This window comes from Kribbella caucasensis, assembly GCF_004361855.1.
GTDB lineage: Bacteria > Actinomycetota > Actinomycetes > Propionibacteriales > Kribbellaceae > Kribbella > Kribbella caucasensis.
In genome coordinates this window covers 52,428-74,583 of record NZ_SNWQ01000002.1, presented here as the reverse complement: position 1 = coordinate 74,583, position 22,156 = coordinate 52,428, and the positions used below count along the sequence as shown (strand labels likewise).

At 67.3% G+C, this 22,156-nt stretch carries 16 protein-coding genes and 1 pseudogene; 10 read left to right on the top strand and 7 right to left on the bottom strand.

The annotated features are described in order from the left end of the window. The first annotated feature begins 120 nt into the window (after nt 1–120). Nucleotides 121–906, top strand: coding sequence for an AlkZ-related protein (locus tag EV643_RS04445; RefSeq protein WP_133798677.1), 786 nt, complete (start codon nt 121–123; stop codon nt 904–906). Nucleotides 907–912: 6 nt separating this feature from the next. Here EV643_RS04445 and EV643_RS04440 read toward each other — a convergent pair whose 3' ends face one another. From EV643_RS04440 to EV643_RS04425, 4 genes are all read right to left on the bottom strand, one after another. Then, nucleotides 913–1,314, bottom strand: a complete 402-nt coding sequence (locus EV643_RS04440) for a VOC family protein (RefSeq protein ID WP_133798676.1) — start codon at nt 1,312–1,314, stop codon at nt 913–915. A 3-nt stretch (nt 1,315–1,317) separates the two neighbouring features. After that, the gene (locus EV643_RS04435; protein ID WP_133798675.1) at nt 1,318–2,139 is read right to left on the bottom strand and encodes a MerR family transcriptional regulator; all 822 of its coding nucleotides are present in this window, start codon (nt 2,137–2,139) and stop codon (nt 1,318–1,320) included. Between the two features lie 163 nt (nt 2,140–2,302). Further along, nucleotides 2,303–3,670 (bottom strand): chitinase, encoded by a 1,368-nt coding sequence (locus EV643_RS45380; protein ID WP_133798674.1) that lies wholly within the window; start codon nt 3,668–3,670, stop codon nt 2,303–2,305. Further along, on the bottom strand, nt 3,670–5,427 hold the full coding sequence (locus tag EV643_RS04425; RefSeq protein WP_238165355.1) for a ricin-type beta-trefoil lectin domain protein: 1,758 nt from the start codon (nt 5,425–5,427) through the stop codon (nt 3,670–3,672). The genes EV643_RS45380 and EV643_RS04425 overlap by 1 nt, the downstream gene beginning before the upstream one ends. Nucleotides 5,428–5,933: 506 nt before the next feature. Between EV643_RS04425 and EV643_RS04420 the strand changes: the two genes are divergently transcribed. Further along, nucleotides 5,934–7,184 carry a glycoside hydrolase family 16 protein gene (locus EV643_RS04420; RefSeq protein WP_133798673.1) on the top strand — a complete coding sequence of 417 codons (1,251 nt, stop codon included), beginning with the start codon at nt 5,934–5,936 and terminating at the stop codon, nt 7,182–7,184. A 192-nt stretch (nt 7,185–7,376) separates the two neighbouring features. Here EV643_RS04420 and EV643_RS04415 read toward each other — a convergent pair. Further along, nucleotides 7,377–8,715 (bottom strand): annotated as a pseudogene (locus EV643_RS04415) (GH1 family beta-glucosidase). Nucleotides 8,716–8,981: 266 nt separating this feature from the next. Continuing rightward, nucleotides 8,982–10,166: an ROK family transcriptional regulator gene (locus tag EV643_RS04410; RefSeq protein ID WP_255512930.1), complete on the bottom strand. Its 1,185-nt coding sequence runs from the start codon at nt 10,164–10,166 to the stop codon at nt 8,982–8,984. Nucleotides 10,167–10,540: 374 nt separating this feature from the next. On the opposite strand from EV643_RS04410, the gene EV643_RS04405 reads away from it, so the two are divergent. The 8 genes from EV643_RS04405 to EV643_RS04370 all read left to right on the top strand — a co-directional run bounded on the left by EV643_RS04405 (nt 10,541) and on the right by EV643_RS04370 (nt 20,359). Then, nucleotides 10,541–11,659, top strand: coding sequence for a LacI family DNA-binding transcriptional regulator (locus EV643_RS04405; RefSeq protein WP_238165354.1), 1,119 nt, complete (start codon nt 10,541–10,543; stop codon nt 11,657–11,659). Between the two features lie 184 nt (nt 11,660–11,843). Then, entirely contained in the window at nt 11,844–13,526 is a 1,683-nt protein-coding gene (locus EV643_RS04400) for an ABC transporter substrate-binding protein (protein ID WP_133798671.1), read from the top strand. Between the two features lie 290 nt (nt 13,527–13,816). Further along, complete coding sequence (locus tag EV643_RS04395; RefSeq protein WP_133798670.1) at nt 13,817–14,881, top strand: ABC transporter ATP-binding protein; 1,065 nt, start codon at nt 13,817–13,819, stop codon at nt 14,879–14,881. Beyond that, entirely contained in the window at nt 14,878–15,858 is a 981-nt protein-coding gene (locus EV643_RS04390) for an ABC transporter permease (RefSeq protein ID WP_133798669.1), read from the top strand. Before EV643_RS04395 ends, EV643_RS04390 begins: the two co-directional genes overlap by 4 nt. Further along, nucleotides 15,858–16,901 carry an ABC transporter permease gene (locus EV643_RS04385; RefSeq protein ID WP_133798668.1) on the top strand — a complete coding sequence of 348 codons (1,044 nt, stop codon included), beginning with the start codon at nt 15,858–15,860 and terminating at the stop codon, nt 16,899–16,901. The genes EV643_RS04390 and EV643_RS04385 overlap by 1 nt, the downstream gene beginning before the upstream one ends. Beyond that, nucleotides 16,898–17,902, top strand: coding sequence for an ABC transporter ATP-binding protein (locus tag EV643_RS04380; RefSeq protein ID WP_133798667.1), 1,005 nt, complete (start codon nt 16,898–16,900; stop codon nt 17,900–17,902). Before EV643_RS04385 ends, EV643_RS04380 begins: the two co-directional genes overlap by 4 nt. Before the next feature lie 34 nt (nt 17,903–17,936). After that, nucleotides 17,937–19,379, top strand: a complete 1,443-nt coding sequence (locus tag EV643_RS04375) for a GH1 family beta-glucosidase (protein ID WP_133798666.1) — start codon at nt 17,937–17,939, stop codon at nt 19,377–19,379. 194 nt (nt 19,380–19,573) lie between these two features. Further along, nucleotides 19,574–20,359, top strand: coding sequence for an alpha/beta fold hydrolase (locus EV643_RS04370; protein WP_133798665.1), 786 nt, complete (start codon nt 19,574–19,576; stop codon nt 20,357–20,359). Here EV643_RS04370 and EV643_RS04365 read toward each other — a convergent pair. Continuing rightward, complete coding sequence (locus tag EV643_RS04365; protein WP_133798664.1) at nt 20,334–22,112, bottom strand: bifunctional metallophosphatase/5'-nucleotidase; 1,779 nt, start codon at nt 22,110–22,112, stop codon at nt 20,334–20,336. The genes EV643_RS04370 and EV643_RS04365 overlap by 26 nt on opposite strands. Nucleotides 22,113–22,156: the final 44 nt, after the last annotated feature.

Genomic DNA, 22,156 nt, shown 5'->3' with positions numbered 1-22,156 from the left:
GCGGCGCCCCGGCGGCGCCACCGGTCGTTTCCACCCTCCTCCCGCCGAACACCGGCTGGCAATACCTGCGGCCAGACAGCCGGCCCGCCGGCTGTCGGCGGGCGCTGGTTGACTGGCTGGATGGAGCGTACGAGCACAGCCGACGATCAGCTGGATGTCGAGTTGGGAAAGGCCCGCGCCAGTCGGTGGTGGATCCGGTGCCGCCGGATCGGCTCGGTCGAGCGCGCCGGAGCTTTCCTCGACGATGTCGGCTTCGCGCTGCTGTTTCCGGCCCCACGCATGGTTGTGCCCTCTTTGTGGGAGGCGGTCGCCGACGAGGACGAGGAACCGTTCGGGTCCGGCATGGGCCGAAACGAGCAGCGTGTCTGGACCTGGAAGGACGAACTCCCCCGCCGCGGCCTCGCCTGGTACGGCGCCTACCTGGGCGGTCGCGGATCTTTCCTGTCCCCCGGGCTCCTGGCAATGCTCTACCCGGGCGCAGGCGAGCCGGACGACCACGAGCAACTGCAACTATCGCCTCAGGCTCACGAGATCGCCCGCGCGCTCGCGATGGAACCGATGACCAGCGCTTCGTTGCGCTCGTTGATCGGCGACCGCAACAAGTACCAGCGAGCGATCACCGAACTGCAGCGGCACCTGCTGGTCACGACGGCCGGCGTCCAGGAGTCGGCCAGCGGCTGGCCGGCGGCCGTCATCACCCTCACCTGTGAGCAGTTCGATGTCGGCCGCGGCCCCGACCACACCCGAGCAGCATCCACCTACCTCGACACGATGCTGGCGGCAACTCCGGTCGAGCTCGCCCGCGCCTTCCGTTGGTCGGCAGCTGTGGCCCGCGAGCAGCTCGACCGACTCGTCGACTCCGGCAGCGCGACGTACGACGGCCATCGGTACCAGCCGTTGACCTGACGAACGTCAGCGGATTTCGGCCAGGTCGAAGAGGTTGCCTTCGGGGTCGGCGAGGGTGACCCAGTGGGCGCCGTACTCGTCGTACTCGTCCAGTCGTTTGGCACCGAGGGCGACGAGGCGGTCGATCTCGGTGGTCCAGTTGCGGGTGGCCAGGTCGAGGTGCAGGCGGTTCTTGACGGTCGGCTTCTCGGGCACCTGGATGAACATCAGCGCCGTTCCGGTGCCGTTCTTGTTCACGGTCGCGAAGAACTGATTGCCGCCGGCATCGACCTCCAGCTCCAGAACGGCGGCCCAGAAGGCGGCCAGCGCGGCCGCGTCGGCGCTGTCGAAGGTGACGTGTTCGATGGTGATGGACGGGGTGGAGGAGTCGGACGACCGGGGCGGTGGGGTGGGGAAGGAATCAGACACAGTTCAGCCTTTCGGTGCGGGGATGCGCTGGATCGGCCAGCAGATCTCGGTACGGAAGTCCGCCGGGTCAGGCACGTCGCCCGGTCCGGCCAGGTAGAGCTCACGGATCGGCCCGGGCGCGACCTCGCAGTACTCCGCGACGTGGCCGCCGAGGGAGCCGTAGCTGCGGTCGAAGTCGGTGAACGGGCCGGTGTGCACGGTGATCGCGAAGAACCCGGCGGGCAGGTCGAGCAGCTCGACCCCGTCCTCGGCCGGCTGGTCCGGGGCGACCGGCAGGAACGCGATGACCTGACCGCTGTCGTCGGCGAAGAACTCGTCGCTGTACGTCGCGCCGGCGGTGGCCGTGATCCCGTGCCGCGCGGCGATGTCGTTCAACCGGCCGAACGCCGTACCGCACCAGGGTCCGATATCGGCACGGTCGACCTGGTCGACGACGCAGTACGCGCGGAATGCCGGGATGAAGCGGTACTCCACCGACAGTGGCGTCAGGGGCAACGTGAGCATCGAGCGGAGTGAGGCGACGACATCCTGGGTGCGGACCAGTTCGCGTTCCATCTGGTCCAGGTGGGTGCGCAGTTCGCGATCGCGGGTGACCACGTCGGGTGCCTCGACCACGGAACGCACCTGGGCGAGCGGCATCTGTAGATCGCGCAGCCGCCGGATCAGTTGCGCCACGCCGACCTGGTCCGTGCCGTACCGCCGATACCCGGACGAGGGGTCGATCGAGGCCGGGGTCAGCAGGCCGATGTCGTGGTAGTGGTGCAGCGTCTTCACGCTCAGATGGGTGAGTCGCGAAAACTCCCCGATGGTCACCGAAGCGGTCATGCCCTAAGGCTGCACCCTCCGGCTATGGGAGGGTCAAACCCCACACCGTCGGGACCTGCCGGAGCGGCCCGATCACGTCGGCCGAGCGACTCGAGCACGTCGACCGAGCGGCGGAGCGGGCCGCCACCGGAGAGGCGACGGCCCGCTCGGAGTACTGCGCTGGTCAGCCTCGGTATCGGCCGATCACCTTCGTGTAGTCCCACGCCTGCTGCGGTACGCCGCTGCACGTGTCGGCGCCTCCACCCGTACACGGCCGGTCACGGTTGACCGACCAGAAGGTAAACCGGGCCAGGTGGTGCTGACTCGCATAGCTCAGCAGCTGCTCGAAGTCGGACAGGTTGACCCGCTCCCCCGCGACGTCCGTGAGACCGTTCATCGACGAGATCCCGATCCGCCGGTAGGCCTGGTCGTCGGTGTAGCCGTACGCGGTGCGGACGTGGTTCTTCAGCGAGTCCGCGGCCTGGATGCTCAGGGCACCCATGTTGTTCTGCCCGCCGCCGAAGTCGAACGGCATGATCACCCAGCCGTCGAGGTTCAGCCCCGACGCCGCGCCGCGCCGGATCAGGTCCTGCCCGGTACCGTCCGGACCACTCTGCCCAGTTCCGAACGTTAAGTAAGTTGCGATCCCGGGGTTGTTCTGCTCGACGATCTTCAGCGCGTCGATCACCCGCTGCCGGACGGTCGCGTTGCTGAACTCGGACGCCTCGATGTCGACGTCGAACGCCTTCAGCGACAACGCGTTGATCACCTTCTGGTACGCCGCGGCCAGCTCGCCGGCACTGTTGCAGTTCTCGCCGAGCTTGGCCCCCGACCAGCCGCCGACCGAGACCACCACGTCACCGCCGTTCGCACGGATCGTGTTGATCGCCTGCTGATCGACGCCACCGGTGAGCGGGCGGTTGCCGTCCCACATCGGGTTGCAGTAGCCGTTCGACAGGATGAAGGCCATCGTGAACCACTTGACGCCGGTCGCGTTCATCACCGTCGCCGGGTTCGGCGGACTCCCCCAGCCCTGGTAGAGGTACGGCGCCGCGGCCATCGGCGCCCCACCCGTAGGTGGCGGCGTGTCCGGCAACGTGGGCGCATTCCACTTCTGGTTGGAGGAGCCGGTGCACGTCCAGAGCTGCAGTGGTGTCGCATTGGCGGAGTTGTTGCCGGTGACATCGAGGCACTTGTTCGCCTGCGGATTCACCAGATCCCGGCCCGCGGAGTAAGTCCACTGCTGGGCACCGGAGCCGTTGCACGTCCACAGTTGCACCCGCGCACCGTCGGCCGTGGATCCACCGCTGACGTCGAGACACTTCCCGAGCGCCTTGATGGTCCCGTCCGTACTCCGGGTCCAGCTCTGCGCCGCGGTTCCGTTGCAGTCGTACAACTGCACCGCAGTACCGTCGGCCGTGTTCGCACCAGAGACGTCGACGCACTTGCCGGCCAGACCGGTGATCGTCCCTGTCGCCTCGGCCGCGTGGGCCGCCGGAGCTGCGACCAGCAACCCCGCGGTCAGAGCGAGGGCAGCCACCAGCGCGCGCATCAGACGGTCCACTTCTGGTTGGCGGCACCGGTACAGGTCCAGATCTGCAGCGGCGTCGCGTTGGCGGAATTGTTGCCGGTGACATCGAGACACTTGTTGGCCTGCGGATTCACCAGGTCTCTCCCACTCGTATATGTCCATTGCTGGGCCGCAGACCCGTTGCAGGTGTAGAGCTGCACCCGCGCACCGTCCGCGGTCGAACCACCGCTCACATCGAGGCACTTGCCCAATGCCTGAAGGGTTCCGTCACCCGGTCGGCTCCACTGCTGCGCGGCCGATCCGTTGCAGTCGTACAGCTGTACTGCCGTACCGTCCGCACTGTTGGCACCGGCAACGTCGACGCACTTCCCGGCCAGGCCCGTGATCTGTCCACCCGTACCGCCGCCGTTCTGCGACCCGGACCACGTGAAGGTCGCCGACGTCTTGGTTGGCAGCGTGTAGACGAAGGACTGGCTGCCCCAGTTCACCCGCACCGACTGCGAGCTGCCGGTCGTGTTGAACGCGATCAATGCCTTCGAGCCGTCCGGGTTCTTCCACGCGACGTTCTTCACCGCGCTGTTGGCGTTCGACTCGATCCGCGCCGCGCCCGGCTTCACGAACTTGGTCAGGTGGCCCATCGTGTAGTACTCGACGGTCTTGTCCACCTGCCCGTGCCGGCCGTCGCCCCGATGGACCGTGACCAGGCCGGTGCAAACGTTGCACCCGGCACCGACGTACGGAAGCATGTTCTGGTCCAGCGCGAGGCTCCACTTCACCCAAGACTTGCTCCAGTTCCGGGTGTAGTCGATCAGGTTGTTCATGTCCTCGACCTGCTGGTTCGCGATCCAGGTGCCGCCCGAGTGCTCGGTCATGTAGTGGTCCACGGCTGGGTACTGGTTGTGGACCGTGGTCTGCAGGTTCACGTCACCGCCGTACCCGTGCCACGCGATGCCACCGAACAGCGGGTCGTTCCGCAACGCCGCGTCGGCCAGCGGGACCGAGCCGAGGTCGTTGTAGTTGCCCCAGTTGTAGTCGAGGATCATCACCTTCGTGGTGATCCCGGCGGCCCGGAACGCGGGCAGCAGGTGGTTCTTGGTGAACTCGAGCAGGCCGGAGCCGTTCCAGTTCATCGACGCGTAGCCGGTGTCGTCGGTACCGCAACAGGTCGGCTCGTTCTGTACCGAGACGTAGTCGATCTTGTTGCCCTGGGCAGCGTTCTGCTGGATGTACTTGACGAAGTACTGGGCGTACATCGGGTAGTACTCCCACTTCAGCCAGCCGCGGTTGGTGAACTTGTTGTTGTCCTTCATCCAGGCCGGCGCGCTCCACGGCGCACCCTTCACCTTCAGCGCCGGGTTCAGCTGCCGCGCCTGCTTGGTCAGCGGGACCACATCGGCCAGGTCGTGATTAATGGTGAAGTCGTTCAGGTCGCAGCACGTGTCGTCGAAGGAGTAGTTGAACCGGGCCAGATCGGAGGCGCCCATCGGGTTGCGGGTGAACGCCAGCCCGATCCCGTTCACCGGGTCGAACAGGTCGCGCATCACCTGGTCGCGAGTGGCGGCACTGATCGTGTTGCTGCTGTTCAGCAACCACGCGGCACTGTCGGTGAAGGACGCGCCACCGCCCTCGAAGGTTTGGTACGTCGTGTTCTCGTTCACCGTGATCGTCTGGTTGGCGGTACCACCGGCGGGACCAAAGTTCACCGGGGTCTGCTGCTGCAGGCCACGAGTCACGTTCCGGCCGCCGGCGTCGTTGGTCGTTGTCAGCCAGACGTTCACCTGCTCTCCTGCCGCGTGCGCGGGCGGTGAGTTGCCGACACTCAACCCGGTAGCGACGACCGAGAGGCACGCCAGCGCGGCCAGAGCAGGTAGCAGACGTCGGCCGGACAGCGGGCCTTGGCCGAGTAACAGGCGGCGGCCAGGCAGTAGGCGTCGGCCGAGTAACGAGCCTTGGCCGGGGAGGAGGCGTCGTCGGCCGGGGCGGTGTCGACGAAGGGTCCGGGGCATGGCGGAATCTCCCTTGTACGGAAGGGCTTTCACAGAGTGGATGGGACCCCCGGGTGTCGGCGTCTGCCCGCGCCGCAACAGGTGGTCAGCAAGAGGTAACCATCGGTGAAACACCCTGTCAACGGCGTGCGGCGACTTTTTTCACGACTTATATTTATCTGTGGCCTTGACGTGAAAGCGTTCTCACAGCAGGCTGCCTCCCGTCCCCTGTCTCGTTCAGTCCGCCCCCGCCCCGGCCGGACCGTCGACCGTCCGGCCGAGCGAGAAATGAGGCACCTATGCGATTCCCGCATTCCCGGCTCCGAACCCGAGTCCTGCTCGCCGCAGGCGCAGCTCTGCTCGGCACCGCCCTCCTCCAAGCCCCCGCAACAGCCCGTACTCCGTCCGCCGGCAGCGCCGACGCGATGGCACCGCAGGCTGTGATCTGGGAAGACAACTTCGACGGCCCGGCCGGCCAGGCGCCCGACCAGAACAAGTGGCGCTACGACATCGGCGGCTCCGGCTGGGGCAACAACGAACGGCAGTACTACACCAACTCCACCCGCAACTCCGCCCTCGACGGCGGCGGCAACCTGGTGATCACCGCACGCCGCGAGTCCGGCGGATTCCAGTGCCACTACGGGACCTGCGAGTACACCTCGGCCCGGTTGCTCACCGCGCAAACGTTCACCCAGACGTACGGACGGTTCGAAGCGCGGATCAAGATCCCCCGCACCCAAGGGATCTGGCCCGCGTTCTGGATGCTCGGCGGCGGCAACTGGCCGAACGACGGCGAGATCGACATCATGGAGAACATCGGCCGCGAACCGTCCACGGTGCACGGCACGATCCACGGTCCGGGGTACTCCGGCGGCGCCGGCATCGGCGCGTCGTACACGCTGCCCGGTGGTCAGCAGTTCGCCGACGCGTTCCACACCTTCACGGTCGACTGGGCGCCCGACTCGATCACCTGGTACATGGACGGCATCCAGTACCAGCGCCGTACGCCAGCCGACCTGGGCGGCAACACGTGGGTCTTCAACCACCCGTTCTTCATGATCATGAACGTCGCGGTCGGCGGGAACTGGCCCGGCTACCCCGACGGCACCACGGTGCTGCCGCAGACGATGACGATCGACTACGTCCGCGTGTCCACGCTCGGCAGCGGCAGCTCCGGTACGCCGATCACCGGGCTCGCCGGCAAGTGTGTCGACGTGGCCGGCGCCAACTCCGCCGACGGCACCACCGTCCAGCTCTACGAGTGCAACGGCACGGTCGCGCAGCAGTGGACCCGTCCGGGTGATGGCACGATCCGTGCCCTGGGCAAGTGTCTCGACGTCGCCAACGCCGGGACCGCGGACGGCACCAGAGTCCAGCTGGTCAGTTGCAACGGCAACGCGGCCCAGCAATGGGTCTACACATCCGGCCGCGACCTGGTGAATCCGCAGGCCAACAAGTGCCTCGATGTCACCGGCAACAATTCCGCCAACGCCACCCCGTTGCAGATCTGGACCTGCACCGGCGGCGCCAACCAGAAGTGGACCGTCTGAACTAAGCCCGGGCCCTCCTGACCGACGAGTGCCAGGAGGGCCCGGAGTTCAGCCCGCTCAGCGGCCGGAAGCCCAGGGCGGCGCCCGGCCCGGAACAGCTCAATGCGTCGGCCGCTTCACCCCCGACCTCAGGCTGTACGGCGGCCTGGCGGGCCGATTGCGGCTCGGTAGAGCCCGGCCTCGCGGGCGAACTCAGGTTGTGCGGTGTGTGCGGATCAGGTCCGCGTATCGCTTGCCGCTGGTCTTCAGCACGCGTGTGCCGGTCGGGTAGTCCACGTACGCCAGGCCGAAGCGTGGTTCGTAGCCGTAGGCCCATTCGAAGTTGTCGAGCAGCGACCAAGCGAAGTACCCGGCCAGCGGCGCACCTTGTTCGACCGCGCGGACGCAGGCGGCCAGATGCCCTTCCAGATAAGCGGTTCGCTCGGGATCGTCGACCGCGAAGGACGAGTCCGGCTGGTCGACCCAGGCCGAACCGTTCTCGGTGATAGACCTTCTCGGCCCCGTACTCCTTGGCCAGCCGCAGGATCGGCTCCTCCAGACCGGCCGGGTGCACCTCCCAATCGAGCATGGTGTGCTCCGGGTTCGGCCCCGGGACCTGCCGGAATCCCAGCAGCGGAACGGATTCGTCCGCCTCGACGATCTGCCGGAAGTAGTAGTTCAACCCGATGAAGTCCGTCGGCGCCGCGATGATGTCGAGATCCCCCGGCTGCTCCGGCAACTCCACGCCGTACGCCTCGACCATGTCCGCCGGAAAACCGCGCCCACTAACAGGATCAAGCCACCACCGATTGATATGCCCATCAGCAATCCGCGCAGCCCGGATGTCCTCCGCGCGACGACTAGCCGGCTCACACGGACTCAGATTGACCACCAGCCCGATCGAAGGATCCGACGCGGACGAACGCAGGGCGGCGACGCCGAGGCCATGGGCGAGCAGCAAGTGGTACGACGCTCGCACGGCGGTCGCCGGATCGGTGATCCCCGGGGCCATCCGGCCTTCCCAGTGGCCGATCCATGCCGAGCACAGCGGCTCGTTCAACGTCACCCAGTCGCGGACGCGATCGCCGAGCCGGGCGCCCACCACCTCGGCGTACTCGGCGAACCGGTACGCCGTGCCGCGGTTCGCCCAGCCACCGAGATCCTGCAACGCCTGCGGGAGATCCCAGTGGTACAAGGTGACGAACGGCTTGATGCCCTCGGCAAGCAATCCGTCCACCAGCCGTTCGTAGTAGTCCAGCCCGGGCGCGTTCACCGGACCCGAACCCGACGGGATCACCCGCGGCCAGGCGATCGAGAACCGGTACGCGTCGACGCCGAGTTGTTTGAGCAGCGCAACATCCTCGGGCCAGCGATGGTACGAATCGCAGGCGACGTCACCGGTGTCGCCGTTGTCGATCGCTCCCGGCACGTGGCAGAAGGTGTCCCAGATCGACGGCAGCCGACCGTCGGTGTTGATCGCTCCCTCGATCTGGTACGCCGAGGTGGCCGCACCCCAGACGAAGTCCTGGCGGAGCGGGGAGAGTTCGACCATCGGTGACCCCCAAGAGAGCGTGCAGCAGTTTTTTCAAAGCATAGTTGAAGTCTTGAACCACAACCTACCCGTCCAGGTTCCGGAACTCAGCCGGCGAGGGCCGAGCCGAGATGGGGCAGGGCGAGGTGGGCGGGGGCGGGAGCGGGTGGGGTGAAGCGCCAGCGGGGGCGGGTGGGGTGAAGCGCCAGCGGGGGCGGGTGGGGTGAAGCGCCAGCGGGGCGGGGTGGGGTGAAGCGCCAGCGGGGTGGAGGGCCGGCGGGTGGGTGTTAGCTGGCTGCTTGGTGGTGGGGGAGGCCGCCGTTGCGGAGGAGGTGGAGGACGGGGAGGGTGGCGGCACCTAGGGCTACTGCGTCACGGCCTAGTTCGCAGAGTTCGAGGGAGACCTGGGCGTACGGCTGGCGGAGGGCGCGTTTGCCGACCGCCTCGCGGATCTGTGGGAGGTAGCGCTCGCCGAGGAGCAGGCCGGACCAGCCGCCGAGGACGATCCGCTCGGGGTTGAACAGGTTGACCAGATCAGCGAAACCCGCGGCCAGGTAGCCGATCGTGTCCTGGACCACCTTCGCCGCGATCCCCGAGGAATCGACGTCGTCCAGCAGAGCGATGAAGGCCGACTCCTCATCGTCGCCGGGGTCCACCACTCCCCCGGCCAGGCGATAGCGATCGAGCACGCCCTCGGCTCCGACGTACGCCTCCAGGCAGCCGTCGGAACCACACCGGCACCGCCGGCCGCCGTACATGATCGTTGTGTGGCCCCATTCGCCTGCGCTGCTGCGGGTACCGCGATAGCTGGTGCCACCGGTAACGAGGGCGGCGCCGACTCCGGATCCGACCAGGGCGACGACGGCGTCCGTGGCTCCGCGCCCCGCGCCGAACCACATCTCCGCCTGACCGAGGGTATTCGCGCCGTTGTCGACCTGGATCGGGATGTCGGTGCCGGCGGCCAGCATCGCGCCGAGCGGCACGGAGTCCCAGCCGAGCGTCTGCGCGTCGACAACAGCGTCCGCGGGACCTTCGACCACACCGGCCACGGCGACCCCCATGCCGAGCACCCGGTCCTTCGGGACTTCGGCCGCGTTGATCACGGACTCGAGACCCTGCAGGACGTACTTCACCGCGAGCTCGGGCGCAGGCGTCGGGGTGTCGATCGGGTAGACCGTGGTGGCCAGCACCTTCATCGACAGGTCGAACACCTCGACCCGGACGCGGGTCTCGCCGACCTCGGCTCCGACGACGTACGCGAACTTCGGCGCGACCCGGAGCAGCACGCGCGGCCGGCCGCCGTCGGACTCGACCGAACCGGCCTCCTCGACGAGGCCCTCGGCCAGCAGTTCGCCGACCAGGTTGCTCACGCTCGCCGCGCTGAGCGACGTCTCGTGGCCGAGTTCGTAGCGGCTGAGTGGACCGTTGCGGTAGATGCTGGTCAGGATCACCGAGCGGTTGGATCGCCGCATATCGCGCACAGTGGTCCGGCGTACGTCCATGGTGTGTCGACCCGCCCTCTGAGAATGCTCGGCATGTGCCGCTGCAGGATCCGGCCGATCCGGCGGCCGGCCCGGCCGCTCAAATCGCTCCGCGCAGTCAATCATGCACCAGCGACCGGGTGGATGGACTTATCCACAGCTCCGGGCCGCGGGCTTCCTGCAGGTCATGAACTTAGCCGCGATTCGTTACCACCTCGTGATTGACGGACCTCCACCTCCTCGGCTTGTATCTACGGAACCGCTTCCGAAACCGGTTCCGAACACACCGTTCACGACCCGGCAACAAACCGACCAGCATCAAACCGTCCCGCAGTACCCCCAACCGCCCGAGGGGAGATGTGAACGTGTCGATCACCATTGCCGACGTGGCCGCCCGCGCAGGTGTCAGCAAGACCACCGTCTCCCGCGTGCTGAACGGCAAGGGCGAGCTGGACATCCGCACCGCCGAGCGGGTCCGCCAGGTGATCGCCGAACTCGGCTACGTGCCCAGTGCGCGCGCCGTCGGCCTGGCCCGCGGCCGGACCCGGATCGTCGGCATGCTCGTCCCCTCGCTGACCTGGCCCTGGATGGGCGAAGTCCTGCAGGGCGCTGTCGATGTGGTCGAGTCCGAGGGCTACGGGCTGCTGTTGTTCACCTGCAACCGGGGTGAGGAATCCATGCAGCAGTTCGCCTCGCAGGTCTCGGCCCAGTCGTTCGACGGCCTGCTGGTGATCGAACCCGAAGGCACGCTGTCGTACATCGAACAGCTGCACGCCCGCGGCCTCCCCGTCGTACTGATCGACGACCGCGGCAAGCAGCCACTTTTCCCGTCCGTCGCCACCACCAACCGGACCGGCGGCGAGTCGGCCGCGCAGCATCTGCTCGAACTCGGCCGGCACCGTCCACTGGTGATCACCGGCGTGGAAAGGTTCGGCTGCACCCAGGAACGCCTCGACGGTTTCCGCGACACCTACGCGGCCGCCGGTCACGAGCTGGACCCACGGCTCGTCTTCGAGGGCGACTTCACCCACGAGAGCGGGCGCCGCGGCGTCCAGTACGCCCTCGACGCCGGGCTGGCCTTCGACTCGGTCTTCGCGCACAACGACCTGTCCGCGGGCGGCGCCATCCAGGCCGTCCGGGAGACCGGCCGGAACGTGCCGAACGACGTGTCGGTGGTCGGTTTCGACGACATCCCGTACGCCGAGCACACCGAGCCGCCGCTGACCACGGTGCATCAGCCGATGCGCCAGATGGGGCAGGCGGCGGCCCGGATGCTGATGGGGTACTTCGGCGGCCAGCCGCTGCCCGAGGATCCCAAAGTGCTGCCCACGACCCTGATCGTCCGCAGCTCAACCGCCCCCGCCCGCCCAACCACCGCTCAGCCCAAGCCTGGTCAGCGGAGACCCGCCCAACCGGAGCCCGACCAGCCGAAACCTGGCCGACCCGAGCCCGGCCAATCGGAGCCCAGCACCACCCCCGGCTGAGCCTCTGATGCCGCCGGCGGCGGGGCAGCTGCCCCTGCCTCGCCGCCGGCGTTCCACCCGCGATACCGATCCGTTAGGTCATTCGCTCTTTCCATGAGAGCGCTTTCACGGCACGATGCGACGCCAACACCTGACAGTCGTCCGACCGTCATCCGCCAGCAGTTGGAGAACCACAGGAGGAACGATGCGAGCTCGACGCTCAGTCGCGCTAGCCCTCACGGGCGTGCTCGCGGCAGTCACGCTGGCTGCCTGTAGCAACGGGGACAACAGCAACTCGAACGCCGGCTCCGGCAGCACCTCGACGGTGCTGAACGTGGGCATGCCGAACGGTCCGCAGACCGAGAACCACAACCCGTTCCTCGGTTCGTCCTCGGGCGCTTCGCTGGGCTACCGGTGGATGATCTACGAACCGCTGGTGATGCTGAACGGCATCAAGCCGAAGGAACCGGGCAAGCCCTGGCTCGCCACCGAGTGGAAGTGGGCCGACAACTTCACCAAGCTCTCGTTCACCGTCCGCGACGGGGTGAAGTGGTCCGACGGCAAGCCGATGACGGCCGAGGACGTGGCGTACTCGTTCCAGCTCCGCAAGGACAACGAGGGCCTCAACCAAGACGCGATCCCGTACGGCACGATCACCCAGACCGGGAACAAGGTCGACCTCACCTTCACCCGGTCCCAGTTCGTCAACCAGTCCAAGCTGCTCACCGTGTTCGTGGTCCCGAAGCACCAGTGGTCCACCTTCAAGGACCCGAGCCTGGACACCGTGAAGGAGCCGATCGGCACCGGCCCGTACAAGCTGAAGTCGTTCACCCCGCAGACCACGACGCTCGAACTGCGCGACTCGTACTGGCAGGAGCTGCCGAAGGTCAAGGAACTGCGCTACACGTCGTACAACGACAACAACGCGCAGACCACCGCACTGGCCAACGGCGCGGCCGAGTGGAGCTTCGTCTTCATCCCGAACTACAAGGCCGTGTACGTCGACAAGAACCCGGAGCACCACAAGCTCTGGTTCCCGGCGAACCTGGGCATCCACGGGCTGTGGATCAACACCACCAAGAAGCCGTTCGACAACCCCGCGTTGCGCCGGGCGATGGACAAGGCGATCAACCGCGACGACATCTTCATGCAGGGTGAGGCCGGCTACTTCTACCCGAAGGTCGAGTCCGTCACCGGTATCCCGACCCCGGCCGGTGAGTCTTTTATCGCGCCGGAGTTCAAGGACAAGAAGCACGCCGTGGACGTCGATGGGGCGAAGAAGGAGCTCACGGACGCCGGGTTCAAGCTCGAGGGCGACACCCTGAAGGACCCGTCCGGCAAGCCGGTCACCATCACGCTGACCAACCCGGCCGGCTGGTCGGACTACGTCACCGATCTGGAGATCATCAAGGACAACCTGACCCAGATCGGGATCAAGGCGACCGTCGACAAGGCGAACCAGGACGCCTGGTTCAAGGCCGTTGACGAGGGCAACTTCGACGCCACGATGCACTGGACCAACGGCGGCGCCACGCCGTACGACATCTACCAGAACATCATGGACGGCAAGATCCTGAAGCCGGTCGGCAAGGGCGGGGTGAGCGGCAACTACGGCCGGTTCAACAACCCGGAGGCGACCAAGGCGCTGGACGCCTACGCCAACGCGACCGACGACGCGGCCCGGACCACGGCGCTGAACACGCTGCAGAAGATCATGGTCGAGCAGATGCCGATCATCCCGACCTCGGCGTCCAACGTCGGCGGCATGTACAGCACCAAGAACTGGGTCGGCTGGCCGGACGAGCAGAACCAGTACGCGCCGGCCCAGCCGACGCAGCAGAACGCACTGCAGATCGTCCTCAACCTGAAGTCCGCTTCAGGCGCCTAGCGTCATGCGTCGGGAATCCGTGCGTTGGCTCCGGTGTCCAGGTGGGTGCATCGCAAGGCGGAGAAGGAGCCTCGATGCGGTGTTCATCGTGGCTTCTTCTCCAACGCAGCGAGGTGCCCGCCTGGGCGGCGGAGACGACGTGCGGAGGCCCGACGCATGACGCTTCACGCAAGGCCGCGGCCGGGCCGGCGTACGACGCGCCTCCCGGCCGCGGCCGCCCTGTGCCCCAACGACAGACCAGGACCTGAGAAAGCGACCAGGCCCGACCAGCCAGGAGAGTCAGGAAGGCGATGACGGCGACCAAGACCGAAGCGGCCACCGGTGACGTGGTCCTCGAGGCCGAGAACCTCACCAAACACTTCCCCGTCCGGCGGGGCCTGCGCGACCTGTTCACCCGGGACCGCAAGGCGGTGCATGCGGTGGACGACATCCGGCTGACCCTGCGCCGCGGCCGGGTCACCGCCCTGGTCGGCGAGTCCGGCTCCGGCAAGTCCACGGTCGCGCGCCTGCTGGCGCAGCTCTACTCCCGCACCTCGGGCGACATCCGGTTGCACGGCGAGTCGGTCACCATGCACGGCGGCCGCAGGTTCCGGGCGTATTGCCGCCAGGTGCAGATGATCTTCCAGGACCCGTTCGCCTCGCTGAATCCGGTCCATACCGTGCGGTACCACCTGACCCGATCGCTGCGGATCCACGGCCGGGCCGGCAAGAACGCAGCCGAACTCGAGCAGAACCTGGCCGACCTGCTCAGCAAGGTCCAGCTCACCCCACCCGAGCGGTACCTGGACAAGTTCCCCCACGAACTCTCCGGCGGCCAGCGACAGCGGGTATCGATCGCCCGCGCCCTCGGCGCCGATCCCGAAGCCCTGCTGGCCGACGAGCCGGTCTCGATGCTGGACGTGTCGATCCGCCTCGGTGTCCTGAACTTACTTCGAGACTTGAAGGAACGGCTGAACCTCGCCATCCTCTACATCACCCACGACATCGCCTCGGCCCGGTACTTCGCCGACGAGACGCTGGTGATGTACGCCGGACGCATGGTCGAGGGCGGCGACTCCGAGACCGTCACCCAGCACCCCGCACACCCGTACACCCGGCTCCTGATCGAGAGCGCACCCGATCCCGACCGGCTGGACCGAGTCGGTGATCCGCGCGAGGCACCCGAGGACCAAGCCGGGGGCGAACCGCCGAGTCTGATCGCTCCCCCGACCGGGTGCCGCTTCCACCCGCGATGTGTCCACGCGATGCCGAAGTGCTCGACCGATCTCCCACCGCGCTTCGAGCTCCCGATCGCCGACGCCCAGCAAAGCCATTGGGCGGCTTGCTGGCTCTACGAGGAAGGAGCGGCGAAGTGAAGTTCCTGCTGCAGCGGCTGGCGTTCTACCTGTTCACCGCGTGGGCCGCGATCACCATCAACTTCTTCATCCCGCGGCTCATCCCGGGCGACCCGGTCACCTCGCTGATCAACAAGTTCCAGGGCCAGATGAGCACCGAGGCGATCAACTCGCTCTACGTGCTGTTCGGCCTGGACAAGGACGCGAGCATGTGGAGCCAGTACATCGACTACTGGGGCCAGGTGTTCCGCGGCGATCTGGGACTGTCGTTCACGTTCTTCCCGACGCCGGTGTCGGAGATCCTTGGTCAGAGCTTGCCGTGGACGATCGCGCTGGTCGGCATCACCACGTTCGCGAGCTTTATGATCGGCACCGGCCTCGGCGTACTGGCGGGGTGGCGGCGTGGTTCGTGGCTGGACGGGTTGTTGCCGGTGACAACGTTCCTGTCCTCCATCCCGTACTTCTGGCTCGGCCTGATCGCGATCACCCTGCTGGCCGGTCAGGGCAGCTTCTTCCCGTCCTCGGGCGGCTACGAACCGGGTCTGGTCCCGGCCTGGGACAGCGAGTTCATCGGCAGCGCAGTACGGCACAGTTTGTTGCCTGCCATCACCATCCTGATCTCGTCGGTGAGCGGCTGGATCCTCAGCATGCGGAACATGATGGTCACGGTGGCGTCGGAGGACTACATCACCGTCGCGCACGCCAAGGGCCTGTCCGAACGTCGGGTGATGCTCAGCTACGCGGCCCGGAATGCCCTGCTGCCGAACGTGTCCGGGTTCGCGCTGTCGCTCGGCTTCATCGTGGGCGGCACGTTGCTGGTGGAGATCGTTTTCTCCTACCCGGGCATCGGCTACAACCTGTTCCAGGCCGTCGGCGCCAAGGACTATCCGCTGATGCAGGGTGTCTTCCTGGTGATCACGATCTCGGTGCTGGTGGCGAACCTGATCGCCGATGTCGCCTACCTGCTGCTCGACCCGCGTACCCGGAAGGAGGGCTGATGTCCGCACCCACCAGCACCATCACCGCGGTCACGCCGGACGGCCCCGAGGTCGAGGTCGCGCCGGTCAAGCGCCGGCGGCTCCGGTTCGTCGCGAACCCGAAGGCCGCGACCGGTCTGATCGTGCTCGGGTTCTTCTGCCTGATCGCGATCATCGGCCCGTGGATCGCGCCGTACGATCCGTCCGGGCGGAGCAGCGACCTGATCCAGCCGCCGTCCGGCAAGCACTGGTTCGGTACGACGCACCTCGGGCAGGACATCTTCTCCCAGGTCCTCGTCGGTACGCGGGGCGTCATGTTCGTCGGCCTGCTCGCCGGCATCGTGGCGACCGCGCTGTCGGTGCTGATCGGGGTCAGCTCCGGCTTCCTCGGCGGCGCGGCCGACGAAGGCCTGTCCGCCCTGTCGAACGTCTTCCTGGTCATCCCGGCCCTGCCGCTGATCATCATCGTGGCGTCGACGATCCCCGGCGCGGGTGACCTGATGGTTGCCCTGGTCATCGGTCTGACCTCGTGGGCCTGGGGAGCCCGGGTACTGCGAGCACAGACACTTTCGTTGCGCCGGCGTGACTACGTGGAGGCGGCCCGGGCGACCGGCGAGAGCACCTGGCGGATCATCACCGTCGAGATCCTGCCGAACCTGACCGCCATCATCGCTTCCGGCTTCGTTGGCACGGTGATCTTTGCTGTGATGTCGGAGATCACCCTGGCCTTCATCGGCATCTCCACCATCTCCGAATGGAACTGGGGCACCATCCTGTTCTGGGCGCAGAGCCAGCAGGCGTTGGCCCAGGGCGCGTGGTGGTGGTTCGTCCCGGCCGGCCTGGCGATCGCGGTCCTCGGTACCGCGCTGTCGTTGATCAACTTCGGCATCGACGAGTTCGTCAGCCCGCGGTTGCGCAGCAGCGGTCACACCCGGGTGAAGACCAAGGACGGGCGCACGGTCCGGATGCGGGTCGGTTTCACGCCCGTACTGACGACGACAGGCAAAGGCGCGCCGGTCACGCCTGTAGTACGAGTCGACGAGGTGAAGGGGACAGTTCAGTGAAGGCACCCGTGCTGGAGATCAGGGACTTCAACGTCGACTACGGTCTCGGCGACCAGGCCGTACGCGCGGTCCGCGACGTCACGCTCACGCTGCATCGCGGTGAGGTGCTCGGTCTGGCCGGCGAGAGCGGCAGTGGCAAGTCGACCCTCGCGTACGGCGTGACCCGGTTGCTGCCGCCGCCCGGGGTGATCAGTGGTGGTTCGGTGATCTACCACCCGCCCGGCGACCAGCCGTACGACGTGATGGGGCTGGCCGACGCGGAGCTGCGCGCGTTCCGCTGGGCGGAGACGTCGATCGTGTTCCAGGGTGCGATGAACTCGCTGAACCCGGTGCACAAGGTCTCCACCCAGATGCTCGACGTGATCCGGGCGCACGAGCCGCAACTGACTCCGCCGGCGCGAGTCGCCCGGGCGAAGGAGATGCTCAAACTGGTCGGCATCTCGGCCGACCGGATGGACGCGTATCCGCACCAGTTGTCCGGCGGGATGCGGCAGCGGGTGATGATCGGGATGGCTCTCGTGCTCGAGCCGCAGATCGTGATCATGGACGAGCCGACCACCGCGCTCGACGTGGTGATGCAGCGGCAGATCCTGGCTCAGTTGGTCGAGTTGCGCGAACGGCTGGACTTCTCGGTCCTGTTCATCACCCACGACCTGTCGCTGCTGGTCGAGTTCGCCGACCGGATCGCGATCATGTACGGCGGCCGGATCGTCGAGGAGGCCCGTTCGGCCGAGCTGTACAAGGACTCCCTGCATCCGTACAGCGAGGGACTGCTGCGATCCTTCCCGGCGCTGCGTGGTCCACGCCGTGAATTAAGTGGAATCCCGGGCTCGCCGCCCGACCTGCGCGGGATGCCCTCCGGCTGTGCGTTCCACCCGCGCTGCCCGCACGCGTTCGACCGCTGCTCGACGGAGATCCCGGTCCTCGGTGTCCCTGCTGCACGCAACGACCCGAATCGTTCGGTCGCCTGCTGGTTGCCCGGCCGTGTCCCGGTCGCCTGATCCACTGCCCCCGATTGGAGCCGGTACACCAACCATGAACTCACCAACTGCCCCCACCAGCGCGACCGAGGCGGCCACCCCGACCCAGGTCGACGCTGCGGCAGCTTCCACATTGATCGACAGCCTGCCGGCCGGTTTTCGGTGGGGCGTGGCGACCTCGGCGTACCAGATCGAGGGTGCTGTCGACGTCGACGGCCGGACCCCGTCGATCTGGGACACCTTCTGCCGTGTTCCGGGCGCGATCGATGGCGGCGACAACGGTGACGTCGCGTGCGAGCACTACACCCGGATGCCGGCCGACGTCGCCCTGATCAAGGATCTCGGGATGGACACCTACCGGTTCTCGGTGTCCTGGTCGCGTTTCCAGCCGCACGGCTCCGGTTCGGTGAACCCGGCTGGCGTGGCGTTCTACGATCGACTGGTCGACGAACTTCTTGCCCAGGGCATCGATCCGTGGGTGACCCTGTACCACTGGGATCTGCCGCAGGAACTCGAGGACGCTGGAGGCTGGCCGGCCCGCGACACGGCGTACCGGTTCGCGGACTACTCGATGCTGGTGTTCGAGGCGCTCAGCGATCGGGTCGACACGTGGACCACGCTGAACGAGCCGTGGTGTTCGGCGATGCTCGGGTACGCGTACGGCGTACATGCGCCGGGGCGGACGGAGTACCCGGCTTCCCTGGCCGCGGTGCATCACCTACTGCTCGGACACGGGTTGGCCACCGAACGGATGCGCAAGGCGGCTCCCCGGAAGGTCGATATCGGGATCACGCTCAACGCGGCCACGGCGTACCCGGCCAGTGACGCTAGGCACGACCTGGACGCGGCTCGCCGGGCGGACGGGATGGGTGCGCGGCTCTACCTCGATCCGCTCGTCCACGGTCGCTACCCGGCCGACGTACTCGCGGACCTCGCCTCCGCGGGAGTCGAGATCCCTGTGCAGGAAGGGGATCTGGCCACCATCTCGGCGCCGATCGATGTCCTCGGCATCAACTACTACTTCAGCCAGAAGTTCACCGGGTACGCCGAGGACGGCCGGACCACCGACGACGAGGGCCAGCCGATCACCCGGACCCTGCCGCTGAACCGGCCGCGCACCGCGATGGACTGGGAGATCGTCCCGGAAGGTTTCACCGATCTGCTGGTCCGGATCAGCAAGGACTACCCGGGGCTGCCGATGGTCGTGACCGAGAACGGCGCCGCCTTCGACGACGTACCGGACGAGAACGGGTACGTCGCCGACGAGGGCCGGACCGCGTACTTCGCCTCCCACCTCGCCGCCGTCGCCGAGGCGATCAACCAGGGCGCCGACATCCGCGGCTACCTGGCCTGGTCCTTGCTGGACAACTTCGAATGGGCCTACGGCTACGACAAACGCTTCGGCATCGTCCGAGTCGACTACAAAACCCAGACCCGAACCCCCAAACAAAGCGCCCTCTACCTCCGCGACCTAGCCCAACGACTACGCGCCAGGTGATAGGCGTACCTGCACCACTCAGTAACCCCCGCGGATCCGCGCTCGGCGGCGGGGCTCAGGCGTGGGGTTGGTAGTCCTGGGATGGTTAGTGAGTGGTGGGCGTACGGCCTCTGTCAGCACTCGAAGCGTCCTGGGCCTGGGCGGCTGATCTGGGGTAGCGTCCCCGCTACGGCCCAAGACGAGGGGAGTCACACGTGGGTGAGTACGTGCAGCTGGGGAATGTGAAGACCTGGTACGACGAGCATGGTGACGGTGATCCGCTGGTGCTGATGCACGGCGGGTTGGTGGATGCGCGGTTCTTCGAGCCCAACATCGGGGCGCTGGCCGAGCACTTCCACGTCTACACGCCCGAGCGGCGCGGTCACGGGCACACCCCGGATGTCGAGGGGCCGATCACGTACCAGCTGATGGCCGACGACACGATCGCATTCCTGGAGACGGTCGTGCGGGAGCCGGCCGACGTGGTCGGGCACAGTGACGGGGCGTTCGTCGCGATGCTGGTCGGGATGCAGCGGCCGGATCTGGTGAAGCGGCTGGTGCTGATCAGTGGTGGCTTCAGCAAGGAAGGCGAGGCTGCCCCCGACGAGGAGTGGAACGTCGACGTGATCGCGGAGTTCCTCGGCCCGGCGTACGGCGAGGTCTCCCCCGACGGCGTGGAGCACTTCAAGGTGGTGGCGACCAAGGTCGGCGAGATGGCCGCCAAGGAGCCGCATCTCCAGGCGTCCGAGCTCGCCGCGATCACGGCCCGCACGCTGGTGATGTTCGCCGACGACGACCTGGTGACGTTGAGCCACATGGTCGAGATGTTCGAGGCCATCCCGGACGCGGAGTTCGCGATCGTCCCCGGCACCTCCCACTTCCTCACCCATGAGAAGCCCGACCTGGTGAACCGGATCGTGGTCGACTTCCTGACCCTCGACCCGGTCCCCTTGGTCGCGCCAATCCGCCGAGCGCCTAACCCAGAGGCGTCACCCGCGTGAGCGGTGCCGGCGTGAGGGCCCGGTGAGTTCTCAGGTAGTCGGCGAAGGTTTCGTGGTCGGACGCGTTGCGGACCGGGTTGGTGGCTGATTTGAAGGCGGGGTAGCCGTCGGCGCCGATGACGGTGTAGGCGAGGGCGGCTACTCGGTAGGTGCGGGCCGGGTCCAGGGCGGTGCCGTTGATCTTGACGTCGGCGGGGTTGACCCGGTCGCCGATCGGGCGGCGGGTGTCGTAGGCGTAGGCCACGTTCGCGGAGACGGCGAGTGGGGCGAACTTCACGGTGCCGTCGAGTTGGGGCTGCCATTGCTGTTCGAGGACGGTGTCGAGTTGGGCGCCGGTGAGGCTCACGGTCAGGACGGGGTTGCCGTAGCCGTAGGACTCCCAGGACTCGCCGAGCAGGACCCGGCCGTCGGCGTCGCCCGGCTTGTTGCTGTTGGCAACCAGGAGATCCCCGCGCAGTGCGGTGCTGCCGGTCGCGGGTTTCGTGGCGATCAGGCCGAGGTCGGCGGGACCGTTCTGGCGCGCGGTCCAGAGGTGTACGTCGGCGGTGAGGTTGCCCATCGTGCTCTCACCGGCCGCGTTGGCGGTGCGTGTGAAGTCAGCGGTGATGGTCGCGACCGGTTCGGCGTACCGGCGCTCGCCCGCGGCGGTCCAGTAGTCGACGATCTTCTGCAGCTTCGGGTCCGGGGTGACCGTGCGGGTGACGGCGTGGTTGGTCGACGTGGTCTGGTCGCGCAGGACCTCACCGGTACGGCTGTCCAGTTGCAGGTTGATCTCGTTGATCAACCGGCCGTGGTTCGCCGCCTCGACGACCGGGCGCGGGTTGCCGGCAGGGTCGGGGAGGCTGCAGTTGAAGGCGGCATGCCAGTGACCGCTTACGATCGCGTCGATCTGCGGCGTCACCTGCTTGGCGATCTCGATCGCGGGTCCGGTCGGGCTGACGCAGTTGTCGTACGTCGCGGAGGCGTCGGTACCGCCCTCGTGCATGTTCAGCACGATCGCCTTCACCCCACGCCGGGTCAGGTCGGCCGCCGCCGCGTTCGCCGAGGCGACCGGGTCGAGCGCCTTCAGGTCCGGCTGGTACGACGTGGAGTTAACCGGGGTATCCGGCACGGTCAGGCCGATGAACCCGACCGGGTACCACCGGCCGGCGCCGCGGACCCAGCGGATCGTGTACGGCGCGACGATGGTCCGGCCCTTGGCGTCCACGATGTTCGCGGACTGGAAGTCGAAGTCGGCACCGTGGAACTGGCGGCCGGTGGAGTCGGTGAAGCAGCTGTCCACGCCGATCCGGCCGAAGCACTTGCCCTTCGCCATGTGGTCGACCAGGTGGCTCTTCGACACGTCGAGCTCGTGGTTGCCGACGCTGGAGAACTGCACCCCGAGCGCGTTCAGCACCTCGATGGTCGGCTCGTCGCCGTGCGCGTCCACCTCGAACGGCCAGCCGGCGAAGCTGTCACCGTCGGCGAAGAAGATCGAGTTCCGCTGCCCGGCCTGGATGGACTTCAGGTGCGTGGCCAGGTACGCCGCGCCGCCGACGACGACCGGTTTGCCGTCGGCACCGGCGATCGTGCCACCATCAGCCGGCGACGGCGGCCGCAAGTACCCGTGGAAGTCGGTGATCGAAACCAGCTGGACCGGTACCGGGGCGGCGGCCGCGGCAGCCTCGTCGGACGCGTCGGCGGCGGTAGTCAGTCCGGTGATCGTCGCCAGCGCGACGGCCACGGCAGCGCCAAGGCTGCGAAACTTGCGCATAAGTGTCTCCTGGTGGGCGAAGCCAAGCATCTATCGACACCATG